14 protein-coding genes and 1 tRNA gene are annotated in these 15,641 nt (G+C 71.8%); 6 read left to right on the top strand and 9 right to left on the bottom strand.

Annotation, left to right across the window (positions count from 1 at the left end; translation table 11 throughout):
• Positions 1-39: 39 nt before the first annotated feature.
• From ACWD4B_RS25765 to galU, 8 genes are all read right to left on the bottom strand, one after another.
• Positions 40-1,497: a hypothetical protein gene (locus ACWD4B_RS25765; RefSeq protein ID WP_451422975.1), complete on the bottom strand. Its 1,458-nt coding sequence runs from the start codon at positions 1,495-1,497 to the stop codon at positions 40-42.
• A 228-nt stretch (positions 1,498-1,725) separates the two neighbouring features.
• Positions 1,726-1,799 (bottom strand) — tRNA-Ala (locus tag ACWD4B_RS25760).
• 94 nt (positions 1,800-1,893) lie between these two features.
• Positions 1,894-2,910: a divisome protein SepX/GlpR gene (gene sepX / locus ACWD4B_RS25755; protein WP_451422974.1), complete on the bottom strand. Its 1,017-nt coding sequence runs from the start codon at positions 2,908-2,910 to the stop codon at positions 1,894-1,896.
• 161 nt (positions 2,911-3,071) lie between these two features.
• On the bottom strand, positions 3,072-3,677 hold the full coding sequence (locus ACWD4B_RS25750) for a GNAT family N-acetyltransferase (RefSeq protein ID WP_451422994.1): 606 nt from the start codon (positions 3,675-3,677) through the stop codon (positions 3,072-3,074).
• Positions 3,678-3,682: 5 nt separating this feature from the next.
• Positions 3,683-4,201, bottom strand: a complete 519-nt coding sequence (locus ACWD4B_RS25745; protein ID WP_451422993.1) for a MogA/MoaB family molybdenum cofactor biosynthesis protein — start codon at positions 4,199-4,201, stop codon at positions 3,683-3,685.
• Positions 4,189-4,680, bottom strand: coding sequence for a cyclic pyranopterin monophosphate synthase MoaC (gene moaC, locus ACWD4B_RS25740; protein ID WP_451422973.1), 492 nt, complete (start codon positions 4,678-4,680; stop codon positions 4,189-4,191). Before moaC ends, ACWD4B_RS25745 begins: the two co-directional genes overlap by 13 nt.
• A 54-nt stretch (positions 4,681-4,734) precedes the next feature.
• The gene (gene glp, locus ACWD4B_RS25735; protein ID WP_451422972.1) at positions 4,735-6,033 is read right to left on the bottom strand and encodes a molybdotransferase-like divisome protein Glp; all 1,299 of its coding nucleotides are present in this window, start codon (positions 6,031-6,033) and stop codon (positions 4,735-4,737) included.
• 13 nt (positions 6,034-6,046) lie between these two features.
• Positions 6,047-6,949 (bottom strand): UTP--glucose-1-phosphate uridylyltransferase GalU, encoded by a 903-nt coding sequence (gene galU / locus ACWD4B_RS25730; protein ID WP_451422971.1) that lies wholly within the window; start codon positions 6,947-6,949, stop codon positions 6,047-6,049.
• A 77-nt stretch (positions 6,950-7,026) separates the two neighbouring features.
• Here galU and ACWD4B_RS25725 point away from each other — a divergent pair, with 77 nt between their 5' ends.
• Positions 7,027-7,623: a 5-formyltetrahydrofolate cyclo-ligase gene (locus tag ACWD4B_RS25725; protein WP_451422970.1), complete on the top strand. Its 597-nt coding sequence runs from the start codon at positions 7,027-7,029 to the stop codon at positions 7,621-7,623.
• A gap of 54 nt (positions 7,624-7,677) precedes the next feature.
• Here the strand turns inward: ACWD4B_RS25725 and ACWD4B_RS25720 are convergent, their stop codons facing one another.
• Complete coding sequence (locus ACWD4B_RS25720) at positions 7,678-10,437, bottom strand: penicillin acylase family protein (RefSeq protein ID WP_451422969.1); 2,760 nt, start codon at positions 10,435-10,437, stop codon at positions 7,678-7,680.
• Positions 10,438-10,700: 263 nt separating this feature from the next.
• On the opposite strand from ACWD4B_RS25720, the gene ACWD4B_RS25715 reads away from it, so the two are divergent.
• The 5 genes from ACWD4B_RS25715 to mscL all read left to right on the top strand — a co-directional run bounded on the left by ACWD4B_RS25715 (position 10,701) and on the right by mscL (position 15,567).
• On the top strand, positions 10,701-12,221 hold the full coding sequence (locus ACWD4B_RS25715; protein ID WP_451422968.1) for a potassium/proton antiporter: 1,521 nt from the start codon (positions 10,701-10,703) through the stop codon (positions 12,219-12,221).
• Between the two features lie 190 nt (positions 12,222-12,411).
• Positions 12,412-13,698: an MFS transporter gene (locus ACWD4B_RS25710; protein WP_451422967.1), complete on the top strand. Its 1,287-nt coding sequence runs from the start codon at positions 12,412-12,414 to the stop codon at positions 13,696-13,698.
• A gap of 66 nt (positions 13,699-13,764) precedes the next feature.
• The gene (locus tag ACWD4B_RS25705) at positions 13,765-14,049 is read left to right on the top strand and encodes an FmdB family zinc ribbon protein (protein ID WP_451422966.1); all 285 of its coding nucleotides are present in this window, start codon (positions 13,765-13,767) and stop codon (positions 14,047-14,049) included.
• Between the two features lie 83 nt (positions 14,050-14,132).
• A complete protein-coding gene (locus ACWD4B_RS25700) occupies positions 14,133-14,981 on the top strand; it encodes an S-methyl-5'-thioadenosine phosphorylase (protein ID WP_451422965.1) in 849 nt (282 codons plus the stop codon).
• A 112-nt stretch (positions 14,982-15,093) separates the two neighbouring features.
• Entirely contained in the window at positions 15,094-15,567 is a 474-nt protein-coding gene (gene mscL, locus ACWD4B_RS25695; RefSeq protein WP_451422964.1) for a large conductance mechanosensitive channel protein MscL, read from the top strand.
• Positions 15,568-15,641: the final 74 nt, after the last annotated feature.

Here is a 15,641-nt window from a genome sequence, read left to right as displayed (position 1 = left end):
ACAACGCACCCGCACGTACCCCGCACCCCAAACGGAGCGTTACCGCTTGGAAGTGCGTACCGCACCCTCACCGGAGCCGAGCTTCCACTCCCTGTTAAGCGGCCCGAGCGGAATGCTCCGCTCGAACACCGGCGTACCGAAGATGTCCAGGTGCGCCCGCAGCGCCCCGGACAGGTCGACACCGCCGTACGCCGCCCACTTGCCGACGAGCGAGCCGGTGCCGTTGGAGGAGCCGCTGGCCGTGCCCTCCACCTCGGCGCGCAGGTACGGGGCCACGTTGCCGGTGACGCCGACGCTGCCGTAGAGGCCGACACTGGCCTCGGCGCCGAGCGCGGCCTTCACCTTGCCGGCGGCGGTCGCGGTCGCCGTCACCGGCGTACCGCTCATGTTCGCCTTGGCGACCGGCGACCAGCCCTTGGCCCTGCTGTACGAGCCGCCGACCTTGAAGTCGCCCTTGACGTCCTGCTTGACGTCGACGCTGACCTTTCCGTCGGCGTCGACCTGGAGGTAGCAGGTGAGGTCGAGGTTGACCACGACCGGCACCACGCCGACGGTGATGACGGGGTCGGCGTGCAGCTTGGCGAACGGCACCCGCAGCGGCTTGCCGTCCGCCGTGGTGGCGGCCGCCTGGCCCTTGAGCTCCCACTGCGAGGTCCAGTCGCCGGACAGGCTCAGGGACGCGGTCCCCGGCGTGCCGGTGGCGGTGCCCTTGCCGTCGTAGGCGAAGTCGACCTCGGGGGAGAGCTGGACGAAGCCGTTGGCGGAGGCGTCGACGGACCCCTGGGCGGGGCCGGCCTTGCCGGTCACCGTGGGCAGCGCCGCGCTGACGTCGACCCGCAGGCTGCCCAGCGGCAACTGCGCGCCCTCGGGCCCGAAGTGCATGCCGCCGGTCTTCGCCCAGGAGACCTTCACCTTCGGGGCGAGCGGCTCGACCTTCACCGCGGACGGGTCGACGGGCACCTGCCCCTTGGCCGTGGAGCCGCCCAGCAGGGCGCCCAGCGTGGCCGGAGCGGTCTTGACCTCGGTGCCCTGCTTGGTCGTGCCCACCACCTCGGTGACCTTCGCCAGCACGCCCTGGGGCGCGCCGGGGGCCGGGGCGCTGGCGATGACGTCGCCGACGGCAACGGGGGCCGCGGGCTTGGGCGTTCCGCCCTTGCCCTTGCCCTTGTCCTTGTCCTTGCCGCCGTCCTTCTCCTTGCCGGAGATGACGGCGCGTCCGCTGCTCTTGTCGAACTCGGCCACCTTCAGCGAGGACTTGGCCGCGGGCTTCCCGTCGGACTGCGGCGTCGCCACAGCGCTGGGCGCCCCGCCACCGGCAGGCGCCGCGGCCACCGCGAGCTGCGGGTGCGCATCAGCGGCCCCGGCAGCGGCCACCGACTCCGTGCGGTCGGTCTTCCCGGCCGCGGAGGTGCCGGACGACCCCGAACACCCGGTGACGACGAGCAGGGAGGCGGCAGTCAGTGCCGGTAAAACGGCATACCTGGTGGTATTGCGCAAAGTTGGTCCCTCAAGGGCGTGATGTGGGGGCGGCCGGAGGAAGTCGGCACTCCGGCCGGGCCGTTACCCATGGGTAACGATTGGCATGATCGTGCCACGGCCCACAGGTCCGCAGAACCGATTCACCGGCTACGCGAAGATGATCTGGATCACACCGGCGGGAAGGGGGGCGGCGACAACGAAAAGGTCCCGCCCGAGTGATCTCGGACGGGACCTTCCCATGTGCGGTGGACCTGAGGGGATTCGAACCCCTGACCCCCTCGATGCGAACGAGGTGCGCTACCGGACTGCGCCACAGGCCCTTGCAACGAGTGAAACCCTAGCACCCCGATCGGGGTGCTCGGAAATCCGCTCCCCTTCCGCCCCACTGGTCAGCGCCCAGGGCCGGGCCACGGCTCACTCGTTGGCCGCGCGCGGCCGGTCCTCGTCGGCGTACTGGTCGAACAGCGGTGTGCGGCCGCGCTCGCGGGGACGGCGGCGGAGCGGGCGCGAGCCGCGCCGCTCCTCGGCGGCGGGCTTGCGGTCGGGGGCCGGCCCGGCGGTGCTGGAGCGGGCCGAGCTCCAGGTGTCCGGGGCGCCCAGGTCGACGGGGCCGCCCGCGCGGGGGGCGACCGGCGCCGAGACGTACGTCGGCAGCGGCACCGGCACGGGCTCCCAGCCGTCGCCGGTGTCCCGCTCGCGCTGCTGGTCCACCCACTCGGCGTGGTCGGTCTGCTCGACGAGCGCCCGCCGGTCCGCGCTGCGCGAGGACGTCGCGGGCTGCGCTGCCGGGGCCGCACGGACCACGGTGTCAGCGGCGTCGGACGCGCTTTCCGGCGCCGCCTGCTGAGGGCGCGTGCGGCCCTCGCGCAGCCGCTGGGCGGCCAGTTCGGCCCGGCGGCGGTCCATGGTGAAGGCGAAGCGGCGCCGCTCGTGGATCCGCAGATAGCCGATGTACGCACTCAGCAGGGCCGCCGGCACGGCGGGGGCCCACAGGAACGCCAGGCCGCCCACGCCCGCGACGATCGCGCCGACGGTGAAGGCGAGGAAGAGCAGCACGGTCGTGCGCCGGCGGCGGGCCAGCACCTTGGTGCGGCGGGCCCGCTCGGCGGGCGTCAGCACCGACGGGCCGGGCGCGGGCGCGCCGGAGGGCCGGACGGCGACCGTCTCGGTCACGGCGTCCGGCTCGGGGGCGCGCTCCTCCGGCTCCGCGGGGTCCGCCGGGACCGCCGCCGGAGCGGGGGTGCGCCCTTCGAGGTCCTTGGCGTAACGGCGCTCCATGCCCGCCCGTCCGGACAGAAGCCGGATGGCTGTGCTGAAGCGTTCCGTCGGACGGGCTTCATTGAGCTCGTCCTGCCTACGGAGCCACATCGGCACCAAGTAGGCGGCCCAGGCCCCGACGATGACTGCGTAGATCAGGCCGCTGCTGCTCACCCTTCACACGGTAGAGGGGTCCGGACAGCGGATTCCGCCAATTGGCGCGGTGTGTCGCACGATCCGGCTGATATCTCGAACTTTTTTTGTGATTGTTGGCAACGGAAGCCGACGGAAGCCAACGAATACCGTCAATTGACAGTCAATATCGAACGTTTATTTTATTCTTGCGAGCGCGTGCGGTGCCAGCGGTCCAGCAGCCCGTCCACCGCCTCGTCGGCGGTCAGCGCATAGACCAGGTGGTCGCGCCAGGCGCCGTCGATGTGCAGATAGCGGGGGCGCAGGCCCTCCTCGCGGAAGCCGAGCTTCTCCACGACGCGGCGGCTGGGCAGGTTCTCGGGACGGATGCACACCTCCACCCGGTGCAGGCCGAGCGTGCGGAAGCAGTGGTCGGTGACCAGCGCGACGGCGGTGGGCATCACGCCGCGGCCCGCCACGGCCTCGTCCACCCAGTAGCCGACGTGCGCCGAGCACATCGAGCCCCAGGTGATCCCGGCGACCGTCAGCTGGCCGGCCAGGCGGCCGCGGTACTCGATCACGAACGGCAGCATCCGCCCGGCGTGGGCCTCGGCGCGCAGGTGCCGGACCATCTGCCGGAAGGTGGGCCGGCGGCCGGGCGGGCCGCCGGGCGGGGGCGGCGGGACGGTCGCCTCCCAGGGGCGCAGCCAGTCGCGGTTGCGCTGGTTGACCTCGCGCCAGGCGCGCTGGTCGCGCTGCCGTATGGGGCGCAGGACGATCTCGCCGTCCGCCAGCTCGACCGGCCACATGGCGCTCACCCGTCGGAGCCCTCTGCCGGTCTGGGGTGGTCGCCGCCCCCGATCTGGTCCACGGCGTGCACCAGCAGCCGCTCCAGGACGGCGAGGCCGTCCCGTACCCCGCCCGTCGAGCCGGGCAGGTTCACGATCAGCGTGCGGCCGCCGGCGACCCCGGCGAGCCCGCGGGAGAGGGCGGCCGTGGGCACCTTGGCGAGGCCCTCGGCGCGGATGGCCTCGGGGATGCCGGGGATCTCGCGGTCGAGGACGCGGCGGGTGGCCTCGGGGGTGCGGTCGGTGGGCGCGATGCCGGTGCCGCCCGTGGTGACGACCGCGTCGTAGGCGGCCGCGACCGCGTCGCGGAGGGCGGCCTCGACCGGGTCCCCGTCGGGGACCACGAGGGGGCCGTCGACCGTGAAGCCGAGGGACTGCAGCGCGGCCGCGATCAGGGGGCCGCCCTTGTCCTCGTACACGCCTGCGGCGGCGCGGTTGGAGGCCGTGACGACGAGGGCGCGGTAAGGCCGGTTCACCGGAGCCAGTCCCCCGACTTGCCGCCCGTCTTCTCCTCGACCCGGATGTCCGTGATCACGGCCGCCTTGTCGACCGCCTTGATCATGTCCACCACCGTCAGCGCCGCCACCGTCACCGCCGTCAGGGCCTCCATCTCCACGCCCGTGCGGTCCGTCGTCTTCACCGTCGCGGTGATCTCGACGGCGTCGTCCGCGACCGTCAGGTCGACCTTGACGCCGGAGACGGCGAGCGGGTGGCACAGGGGGACGAGGTCCGGGGTGCGCTTGGCGCCCATGATCCCGGCGATGCGGGCCGTGGCGAGGGCGTCGCCCTTGGGGACCCCCTCGCCGCGCAGAAGTTCCACGACGCGCGGGGAGACCAGCACCCGGCCGCTCGCGCGGGCGGTGCGCGCGGTGACGTCCTTGGCGGAGACGTCGACCATGCGGGCCGCGCCGGCGGCGTCGAGGTGGGTCAGCTGCTCTTGCCGATGGTCCTGGGCGCTGCTCATCGTTCTCCCGGTCCGGGTCCTGTGGGGAGCCACCGTACCGGCAGCGCCGCGGCGTCAGTCGAGAAGGACCGCGTCCAGCTCGGCGCCGGGGGCGACGGAGGTGGCGTCCTCGGGGACGACGATCAGCGCATTGGCCCCGGCAAGGGCCTTGACCAGGTGCGATCCGGCCCCGCCGAGCACGGCGACCTCGCCGGTGGCCGGATCGTGGCGGCCGCGCAGGTACTGCCGGCGGCCCTTCGGCGAGGAGGCGACGCCCTCGGGGCACACCGCGCGCACGACCTTCCGGTCCGCGGGCTCCAGGCCCATCAGGGCGCGCAGGGCGGGGCGTACGAAGAGCTCGAAGGAGACGTAGGAGCTGACGGGGTTGCCAGGGAGGGCGAACAGCGGTGTGCGGTCGGGGCCGATGCGGCCGAAGCCCTGCGGCTTGCCGGGCTGCATGGCCAGCCCGCGGAAGTCGACCCTGCCCTCCTCGGCCGGGAGCCCGGAGAGCGCCTCCTTGACCACGTCGTACGCGCCGACGCTGACGCCGCCGCTGGTCACCACGGCGTCGGCCCGGACGAGCTGGTCCTCCAGGGTCGCGCGCAGCGTCGCGGGGTCGTCGTCGACGGCGCCGACGCGGTAGGCGAGGGCCCCGGCGGCGCGGGCGCAGGCGGTGAGCATGAAGCTGTTGGAGTCGTGGATCTGCCCGTGCGCGAGGCTCTCGCCGGGCGGGACGAGCTCGCTGCCGGTCGACACGACGACCACGCGGGGGCGCGGGCGCACGGAGACGGTGCCGCGGCCGATCGCCGCCAGCAGGCCGATCTGGGCCGGGCCGAGCAGCGTGCCCGCGGCGAGGACGAGCTCCCCGGCCGTGACGTCGCCGCCGCGGGCGCGGACGTGGGCCCGGGCGTCGACGGAGCGGTGCACCCGGACCTCGGCCGTGCCGCTGCCGGCCATCGTGGTGGCCGGGCCGCCGCCCTTGCCGCCGTCGGTCCACTCGACGGGGACGACGGCCTCGGCACCGGGCGGCAGCGGCGCCCCGGTCATGATGCGGGCGGCCTCGCCGGGGCCGACGGAGGGCGGCTCGCCGCTGCCCGCCGCGACGTCGCCGACGACGGCGAGCACCGCCGGGAACTCCTCGCTCGCGCCCTCGACATCGGCGACCCGGACCGCGTAGCCGTCCATGGAGCTGTTGTCGAAGGGGGGCAGCGCGGCGGGTGCGGTGACGTCCTCGACCAGCACGCAGCCCTGGGCGTCCATGAGTTGGAGCGCGATGGGCTCCAACGGGCGGATCCTGCCGAGGATGTCGTCGAGGTGCTCGTCCACGGACCAGAGGCGGCCCGGCGCGGCGGATGCACCTGCGGTGCTGCTCAAAGACGGCAAAGTGCTACATCTCCTCGGTGACGTACCGGCGAAGCCAGGCCTTGAAGTCCGGTCCCAGGTCTTCACGTTCGCATGCCAGTCTGACAATGGCACGCAGATAGTCGCCACGGTCCCCGGTGTCGTAGCGGCGCCCGGTGAACACCACACCGTGCACCGGCCCGCCGCGGCCGGGTTCGGCGGCGAGGACCTGCAGGGCGTCGGTGAGCTGGATCTCGCCGCCGCGGCCGGGAGGGGTCTCGCGCAGGACGTCGAAGACGGCCGGATCCAGCACGTAGCGGCCGATGACCGCATAGTTGCTGGGCGCCTCGGCGGCGTCCGGCTTCTCGACGAGGCCGGTGACCTCGACGACGTCCTCGGTGTCGGTGGGCTTGACGGCCGCGCAGCCGTAGAGGTGGACCTGCCCGGGGTCGACCTCCATGAGCGCGATCACGCTGCCGCCGTGCCGGGCCTGGATCTCGACCATGCGCGAGAGCAGCGGGTCGCGGGAGTCGATCAGGTCGTCGCCGAGCAGCACGGCGAAGGGCTCGTCGCCCACGTGCGGGGCGGCGCAGAGGACGGCGTGGCCCAGGCCCCGGGGGTCGCCCTGGCGCACGTAGTGCATGGTGGCCAGGTCGCTGGACTCCTGGACGCGGGCCAGACGGGACTCGTCGCCCTTGCGGCGCAGGGCCTCTTCGAGCTCGTAATTGCGGTCGAAGTGGTCCTCCAGGGGACGCTTGTTGCGGCCCGTGACCATCAGGACGTCCGACAGCCCCGCGGCCACCGCCTCCTCCACCACGTACTGGATGGCCGGCTTGTCGACGACCGGCAGCATCTCCTTCGGGGTGGCCTTGGTGGCCGGAAGGAAGCGGGTTCCGAGCCCGGCGGCAGGGATGACAGCCTTGCTGATCCGAGGGCGCGAGAGAGTCATGGGCCGAACACTATCCACTGGGATGGGGCGAGGAAACGCGTCCGAGTATGACCCGAGCCAAGGAGTTTGTACGAACAATGATCCACTCCGACGGTACCGGCAAGGCCGGGCTGCGGCGGGCCCTGCTGGCCACGCGCGCGGCACTGACTGCCCAGGACATCGAGGGGGCGCAGGCCGCCCTCGGGCGGCGGGCGCTGGAACTGCCGGAGCTCGCGCGGGCGCGCACCGTGGCCGCCTACGTCTCGGTGGGCACCGAGCCGGGCACCCGCGCGCTGCTCGACGCCCTGCGCGCCCGCGGGGTCCGGGTGCTGCTGCCGGTGCTGCTGCCCGACAACGATCTCGACTGGGCCCTCTACCGCGGCGCCGCACACCTGGCCCCCGCCCGCCGGGGCCTGCTGGAGCCGGACGGCGAGCGGCTCGGCCCGGAGGCCGTGACGCAGGCGGACGCGGTGCTGCTGCCGGGCCTGGCGGTGGACGGCCGCGGGATGCGGCTGGGCCGCGGCGGGGGCTCGTACGACCGCGTCCTGTCCCGCCTGGACCGCGCGGGCGCGACCCCGGCACGGATCGTGCTCCTCTACGACAACGAGGTGGTCGCGCAGGTCCCGGAGGAACCGCACGACCACCCCGTGGATGCAGTGGTCACCCCGACAGGGGTGCGCCGTTTCGCCCCGTAAGGGGCGCGGGGAACTGCGCGACCGGCCAAAGCCGACCCGCAGTTCCCCACAGCCCTAAGGCTTGAGCGTCAACTCGTCATCGCCGGCCTTCTTCACCGCATCCGCGCTGAAAGCCCAAGGCAACAGCTCGCCCTTGGCCCACTTGTCCGTCTGGTCGTAGTAGTGCGCGTTGTACGCGTGCCCCGACGCACCGGTCAGGTTTATCCACCGCGACTTGTCGAGGTCGTCGAGGTTGACGACCATCCGCATCGACGGCACCCAGATCACGTCGTACCCGCCGGCCGCGTTCCAGCCCGCGGCGTTGACCGCGGCCTCGCCGCCCGCCAGGTTCCAGGGACCGCGGTTGAGCATCCACCGGACGATGCCCGGGCCGTCCTTGCCGAGGGTCTGGTTCTTCAGGTTCAGCTGGTGGAGGCGGCCCCAGCTCCAGGAGTTGACGTCCTTGCCGAGCTTGGACGTCAGCTCCCAGCGGGCGTCCTTCATGGCCATGGCGAGCAGGTCGTCACGGTTGCGGGCGCCGGGGTTGGTGCGGGTGCCGTTGGTCTTCCACCACTCGTTGTCCGGCTTGTCGAGGATGCCGCGCACGACCTCGGACCAGCGGTCGCCGCCGTCGGGCTGCGCCGCGTCCGGGTCCCGCTCGCCGCACTCCCAGACCAGCCGGGTGTTGCCGTTGAGGTCCTCCTGGGGACCTGCGTCGTTGGCCGGGCGCACCCGCAGGCACTGGCCCTTGACCCGCAGTTCCTTGGGCAGCTTGTTGCCGAAGGCGAGCTTGAGGACGTTGCGCCAGACCGCGTTGAAGTACGCGGCCGCCGGGGAGTCGGCCTCCTGGGTGTAGTCCCAGTCCTTGAGCAGGGCCTGCGCCTCGCGGACGTACTTGGTCTCGCGCTCGTTGGCGCCCTTGACGTTGATCTTGAGCAGGTACGGCGTCAGCAGCTTGGCGATCTCGCTGGTGTTGTCCAGCTGCATCTTCTGCATGTCGTCCGTCGAGATCTTCCCGCCGTCCTTGATCTTGGACTGGATCAAGTCGTTTATCCGCTGGCTGCGGGTGCCGTAGCTCCAGTCCGAGGTCAGCTTCTCCGGGTAGTCCTTGCCGGCGACCGCCTGGTTGGCGGTGACGATGTAGCCGCTCTTGGGGTTGTAGTCCCAGGGCAGCTCGGACTGCGGGATCCAGTTCTTCCACTGGTAGGCGGAGTCCCAGCCGGGGGCCGGGTAGCGGCCGTCGCCCTTGCCGCGGACGGGGATGCGGCCCGGGGCCTGGTAGCCGATGTTGCCCTTGGTGTCCGCGTAGATCAGGTTCTGCGAGGGCACCTCGAAGTCGGCGGCGGCCTTGCGGAACTCGGTGAAGTCCTTGGCCTGGTCGATCCCGAAGACCGCGTCCATCGTCTTGCCCGGGTCCAGCGCCGTCCAGCGCAGCGCGATGGCGTAGCCCTCGGCGCGGTCGGGGGCGGGGTCCTGGACGGGCGCGTCCTGGCCGACCGTGGCGAGCTCGTCGTTGCGGTCGGAGACGATCGGACCGCTGTTGGTGGAACGGACGGTGATCTCACGGTCCTTGCCGCCCGCGACCTTGATGGTCTCCTTGCGGGTGGTGAACGGGACCTGCTTGCCGTCGTAGAGGTAGGTGTCGGCGGTGACCTTCTCCAGGTAGAGATCGGAGACGTCGGCACCCATGTTCGTCATGCCCCAGGCGATGTCCTGGTTGTGGCCGATGACGATGCCGGGCATGCCGGAGAAGGAGTAACCGGCCACGTCGAAGGGGCACTCGGCACTGGCCTTGTTGCAGTGCAGGCCCATCTGGTACCAGAGCGAGGGCATCTGGGGCGCCAGGTGCGGGTCGTTGGCCAGCAGCGGCTTGCCCGTGGTCGTGTACTTGCCGGAGACGACCCAGGAGTTGGAGCCGATGCCGTTGCCGCTCGGGCCCAGCAGCGCCGGGACCTTGTCGAGCGAGCCGGACAGCGCGGACAGGCTGGTGCGCAGGCCGTTGGCGGCGGAGCCGCCGGTGGCCGGGTTCGCGGTGCCGTTCTGCGTGGCCGTGGCCGGGGTGCCCTTGGGGTCGAAGGTCTTGGTGGCGGGGTCGACCGCGCCGCCGTCGACGATCGGCTGGTTCCGGTCGTACGGGTACGCCGGGTACAGCTCCTCGATCTGCTTCGGGCTCAGCCGGGCCGCGGCGAGCGAGCGGTCGATCTCGTCGCGCATGTTGCCGCGCAGGTCCCAGGCCATGGCCTTGAGCCAGGCGACCGAGTCGACCGGGGTCCACTGCTCGGGCTTGTAGTCGTTCTGGAACTCCAGGGCCGCGTACTCGACCGAGAGGTCCTTGCCCTTGTGGTCCTTCAGGTAGGCGTTGACGCCGTCGGAGTACGCCTGGAGGTACTTCTTGGTGGCCGGCGACAGCTTGGTGTCGTACTCCTCCTGAGCCACCTTCCGCCAGCCCATGGTGCGCAGGAAGGCATCGGACTCCACGGTGGAGTCGCCGAACATCTCGGAGAGCCGACCGGCCGTCAGATGGCGGCGGACGTCCATCTCCCAGAACCGGTCCTGCGCCTGGACGAAGCCCTGGGCGCGGAACAGGTCCTCGGCGTTGTCCGCGTAGACCTGCGGAATGCCGTTGCCGTCGCGCACCACCTTGACCTGGCCCGACAGCCCCTTGAGCTGCAGCGTGCCGTTGGTCTTCGGGAACGAGGCGCGCACCGTGCCGATGCTCCAGTACGAGCCGTAGGCGACGCCCGCCACGAGCAGCAGCACGAGGGTGATCACGAGCAGGCGGCCGCGTCGGCCTTTCTTCTTCTTACCGGAAGGGCCGGTCTTGTTGGCGGGCATCGCTGTCCTTGCTGTCCTTCGCGGGGCAGGGGGTCCGGGAGTGCTGGAAGCAACCATAGGCGCAGGGCGTCGGGCCACCCGACGCGGAGTCACACCCGGCGCCCGAGCGCCCGGGAAGCGATCGTCAACGAAACGCGTTAAGAACCCGTAAAATATTAGATTAGGAAATGAAGCTTCCCGTTGCCCGTGATGCTCGTGACTCGTGAAGGGACCGGCCCCTGACTGTCGACCACCTCAACGAACTCCTGCTCATCTGCTCGCTCGTGCTGCTCGTCGCAGTGGCCGCGGTGCGGGTCTCCTCACGCAGCGGGCTCCCCAGCCTGCTGATCTATCTGGGCATCGGCGTGGCCATCGGCCAGGACGGCATCGGTGTCCACTTCAACGACGTCGGCCTGACCCAGGTCATCGGCTACGCCGCCCTGGTCGTGATCCTCGCCGAGGGCGGTCTCGGCACCAAGTGGCACGAGATAAGACCGTCGCTGCCCTCCGCCGCCGTGCTCTCCACCCTCGGCGTCGCGATCAGCGTCGGTGTCACCGCCGCGGCCGCGCACTGTCTCGCCGGCATGGAATGGCGCCAGTCGCTGATCATCGGCGCGGTCGTCTCGTCGACGGACGCCGCCGCGGTCTTCTCCGTCCTGCGCAACGTCCCGCTGCCCGCCCGGCTCACGGGTGTGCTGGAGGCGGAGTCCGGATTCAACGACGCCCCCGTCGTCATCCTCGTCGTCGCCTTCTCGGCCGCCGGACCCGTCGACCACTGGTACCTCCTGGTCGGCAAGATCGCCCTGGAGCTGGCCATCGGCGCGGGCGTCGGCATCGCGACCGGCCTCGTCGGCGCGTACACGCTGCGCCGGGTGGCACTGCCCGCCTCCGGTCTGTACCCGATCGCCGTCATGGCCATCGCCACCGCCGCCTACGCGGGCGGCGCCCTGGCCCACGGCTCCGGCTTCCTCGCGGTCTACCTGGCCGCGCTGATCCTCGGCAACGCCAAGCTGCCGCACCAGCCGGCCACGCGGGGCTTCGCCGAGGGGCTCGGCTGGATCGCCCAGATCGGCATGTTCGTCCTGCTCGGCCTGCTCGTCACCCCGCACGAGCTGGGCGCGGACATCCTGCCCGCGCTCGTCGTGGGGCTGGTGCTGACCATGGTGGCCCGCCCGCTGTCCGTCTTTCTCAGCACGGCGCCCTTCCGCACGCCCTGGCAGGAGAAGGCCCTGCTGTCCTGGGCGGGGCTGCGCGGGGCGGTGCCGATCGTGCTGGCCACCATCCCGATGGTGGCCGAGGTGGACGACAGCAGGCGGATCTTCAACATCGTCTTCGTGCTGGTGATCGTCTACACCCTGGTCCAGGGCCCGACGCTGCCATGGCTGGCCCGCCGGCTCGAACTGGGCGACAACGAGGCCGAGGACCTCGGGATAGAGTCCGCTCCCCTGGAGCGGCTGCGCGGCCACCTGCTGTCGGTCGCGATACCCGACGGCTCCCGCATGCACGGCGTGGAGGTCTCGGAGCTGCGGCTGCCCGCCGGGGCCGCGGTCACCCTCGTCGTCCGGGACGGGACGAGCTTCGTCCCGTCCCCCTCGACCGTCCTGCGGCACGGGGACGAACTGCTGGTGGTGGCCACGGACCCGGTCCGCGACGCCACCGAGAAACGACTGCGGGCGGTCGCCGAGGGCGGCAAGCTGGCCGGCTGGCTGGGGGTGCAGCGGGCCTCGGCCGACGACAGCGGACCGCAGGATGTGACCGGGGCCATAGGCACAGCAAAGCGACCCCGTATGATAAAGAGGAAGTAATCAACAACTTCCCCAATCGAACCAACTCTGCCTGATGCAGAGCTGGCGCGACCGCACGGCGGCCGCGGCTGCGCAACCAAGGCGGCCGGAGCGGTATCTACCACGGTCCTGCGCGAGAGGACAGCTCTCGGCGCGCACCGTGCGGTCGCCCGTGCGGTGCGTGCTACCAGGCGGCGGAAAGGCCCGGACCGTGGCTGACACGGTCGACACCGCCGGGGCACGCCCCGGATACGGCAGGCTGCTGCGCACGCGCGGCGCCTGGACCTTCCTCCTGCCCGGCTTCTTCGCCCGGCAGCCGTTCGCGATGCTGACCATCGGCATCCTGCTGCTGGTCCAGGACACCACCGGCTCGTACACCACCGCGGGCGCCGTCTCGGCGACCGCGGGGGTGTCGATGGCCCTGTTCGCCCCGCAGGGCGGCAAGCTCGCGGACCGCTTCGGACAGGGCGCGGTACTGGTCCCCGGCGTCATCGTGCACGCCGCCGCGATCTCGCTGCTGATCTCCCTCGCCCTGGCGGACGCCCCGCTGTGGGCGCTGTTCGCCGCGGCGGTGCCCGCCGGTGCGTCCACCCCGCAGGTCGGCCCGATGGTGCGGGCCCGCTGGGCGGCCAAGCTGGAGGGCTCGCCGCTGATGGCCACGTCGGCGGCCTTCGAGTCCGTCACCGACGAGTTCACGTTCGTGATCGGCCCGGTGCTGGCCACCGCGCTGTGCACGGGCATCCACCCGGCGGCCGGCCTGGTCGCCGAGGCGGCACTGACCCTCTTCGGCGGCCTGCTGTTCGCCGCACAGCGGCGGACGCAGCCGCAGCCGAGCCGTTCGCACGGTGCGGGCGGGACCGGGGAGAAGGGCCGCTCGGCGCTGTCCGTCGCGGGCGTCCGCGTGCTGGCCGTGATCTTCCTGGGCATCGGCTCGGTCTTCGGCGGCATGCAGGTCTCGCTCGCCGCCTTCACCAAGGACATCGGCGAGCCCGGCCTGAACGGCCTGCTCTACGGCATCTTCGCGGCCGGCAACATGACCGCGGGCATCATCTGCGGCGCCGTCGCCTGGCGCAGCAGCCCGCAGCGCCGGCTGCTGATCGCCTACCCTCTGCTGGTGCTGGCCACCAGCCCGCTGTGGGCGGCGCACTCACTGCCGCTGCTGGGCGCGCTGGGCCTGGTCGTCGGCCTGTGCATCGCACCCGCGCTGATCACCGGCTTCACGCTGGTCGAGAAGCTGGTGCCGGCCGGCATGCGCACCGAGGCCTTCACCTGGCTGACCGGCTCGGTCGGCCTCGGCCAGGCGGCCGGAGCGGCCCTCGGCGGCAAGCTGATCGACGCGCACAGCCCGCACGCGGGCTTCCTGGTGCCGCTGATCGGCACGGCGCTGGCGCTGGCCGTCCTGCTGACGCTGCGCAAGGCGCTGGCGGTGCAGCCGGGGTCCGCTTCGCGGATCGCGGCGAGTGGGGTCGATCACCGCGAGCCGGTATCGGTGGACTGACGGGCAGGAATACTGCACTATGGACCGTCGTTAGCACTCATCGAGTGAGAGTGCCAGGAGGAGCAAGTGCCGACTTACCAGTACCAGTGCACCGAGTGCGGCGAGGGCCTCGAGGCGGTGCAGAAGTTCACCGACGACGCCCTGACCGTGTGCCCGCAGTGCGAGGGACGCCTGAAGAAAGTCTTCTCGGCGGTCGGCATCGTCTTCAAGGGCTCCGGCTTCTACCGGAACGACAGCCGCGGCGCGTCGTCCAGCAGCACGCCGGCCTCGTCGACGACCTCGACCCCGTCGACCGCGTCCAGCACGCCGTCGACCAGCACGTCGAGCAGCTCCTCCACCACGGCTGCCTGATCTTTCACGAGCGGAGCCCGTCGCCCCTTCGGGGACGGCGGGCTCCGTCGTGCTTGCGCCCCGCAGCGCCTAAGGTGAAGGCCATGGTCGACATCGGCACCGCGCGAGCGGACATAGGCGTGATCGGCGGCTCGGGGTTCTACTCCTTCCTGGACGACGTCACCGAGATCCAGGTCAACACCCCCTACGGCGCCCCCAGCGACTCCCTCTTCCTCGGCGATCTGGCAGGACGGCGCGTCGCCTTCCTGCCGCGGCACGGACGCAGCCACTCCGTGCCCCCGCACCGGATCAACTACCGCGCCAACATCTGGGCGCTGCGCTCCGTCGGCGCCCGGCAGGTGCTGGGGCCCTGTGCCGTGGGCGGGCTGCAGTCCGCGTACGGGCCGGGCACGCTGCTGGTGCCGGACCAGCTCGTGGACCGGACGAAGTCGCGTACGCAGACGTTCTTCGACGGCGAGCCGCTCCCGGACGGCACCGTCCCCCACGTCGTGCACGCCACCTTCGCCGACCCCTACTGCCCCGCCGGCCGCACCGCGGTCGTGGCGGCGGCGCGCGGGCGCGGCTGGGAGCCGGTGGACGGCGGCACGATGGTCGTGATCGAGGGGCCGCGCTTCTCGACCCGGGCCGAGTCCCGCTGGCACGCGGCGCAGGGCTGGTCCGTGGTCGGCATGACCGGGCACCCCGAGGCCGTCCTGGCCCGTGAACTGGGCCTGTGCTACACCTCGATCTCCCTGGTCACGGACCTGGACGCGGGCGCGGAGACCGGCGAGGGCGTCTCGCACGACGAGGTCCTGCGGGTGTTCGCGGAGAACGTGGGACGGCTGCGCGAGGTCCTCTTCGACACGGTGAAGGCCCTGCCGGAGCCCGCCGACGCCGACTGCCTCTGCCGGCACGCGTACGACGGACAGGACCCCGGCATCACGCTCCCGTAGGCCCCCCGGCTCCCGTTTGCCGATTGGACAGACCGGCCAGAGTCTCTCGTATGTTGTGCAACCGGATCGGAATCTCGCATTCCGGTGTAGGTGCGTACAGAGAGGCTCTCCGGTGAGCGAGAAAAAGACAGGAGTCCTCGGCGGCTTCAAGGCGTTCCTGATGCGCGGGAACGTCATCGACCTGGCAGTCGCCGTGGTCATCGGCGCAGCGTTCACGAACATCGTGAACTCCGTGGTCAAGGGCGTGATCAACCCGGTCGTCGGGGCCTTCGGGACCAAGGACCTGGAGCACTACTCGTCCTGCCTCAAAGGCCCGTGCGTGCGGAACGCCGCGGGCGAGGTGACGGAGGGCGTCTCCATCCAGTGGGGCATGGTGCTCAGCGCCTCGCTCACCTTCCTGATCACCGCCGCGGTGGTCTACTTCCTGATGCTGCTGCCGATGAAGCGGTGGCAGGACCGTAAGGCTCCTGCGGAGGCGGAGGCGGCGAAGCCGGTGACCGAGGTGGAGCTGCTGACGGAGATCCGCGATGCGCTTGTCGCTGCGCGACGGGACGAGGGTCCGGGGGCGGTTCCGGCTCAGCGCTGAGTGCGGGTCGACTTGGGCTGGTCGCGCGGGGGGGCGCGTCCCCGTCGGGGGGCGGGGGGCGGGGGCGGCACCCC

The organism is Streptomyces sp. NPDC002536 (assembly GCF_053594995.1).
This window is presented reverse-complemented; position numbering and strand designations above follow the sequence as displayed.

Coding starts and splice junctions, on each gene's coding strand:
- ACWD4B_RS25750 (WP_451422994.1), bottom strand. CDS start 3,677: ATGTGGCCGGTCGAGCTGGCGGACGGCGAGATCGTCCTGCGCCCCATA.
- moaC (WP_451422973.1), bottom strand. CDS start 4,680: ATGAGCAGCGCCCAGGACCATCGGCAAGAGCAGCTGACCCACCTCGAC.
- galU (WP_451422971.1), bottom strand. CDS start 6,949: ATGACTCTCTCGCGCCCTCGGATCAGCAAGGCTGTCATCCCTGCCGCC.
- ACWD4B_RS25725 (WP_451422970.1), top strand. CDS start 7,027: ATGATCCACTCCGACGGTACCGGCAAGGCCGGGCTGCGGCGGGCCCTG.
- ACWD4B_RS25720 (WP_451422969.1), bottom strand. CDS start 10,437: ATGCCCGCCAACAAGACCGGCCCTTCCGGTAAGAAGAAGAAAGGCCGA.
- ACWD4B_RS25700 (WP_451422965.1), top strand. CDS start 14,133: ATGGTCGACATCGGCACCGCGCGAGCGGACATAGGCGTGATCGGCGGC.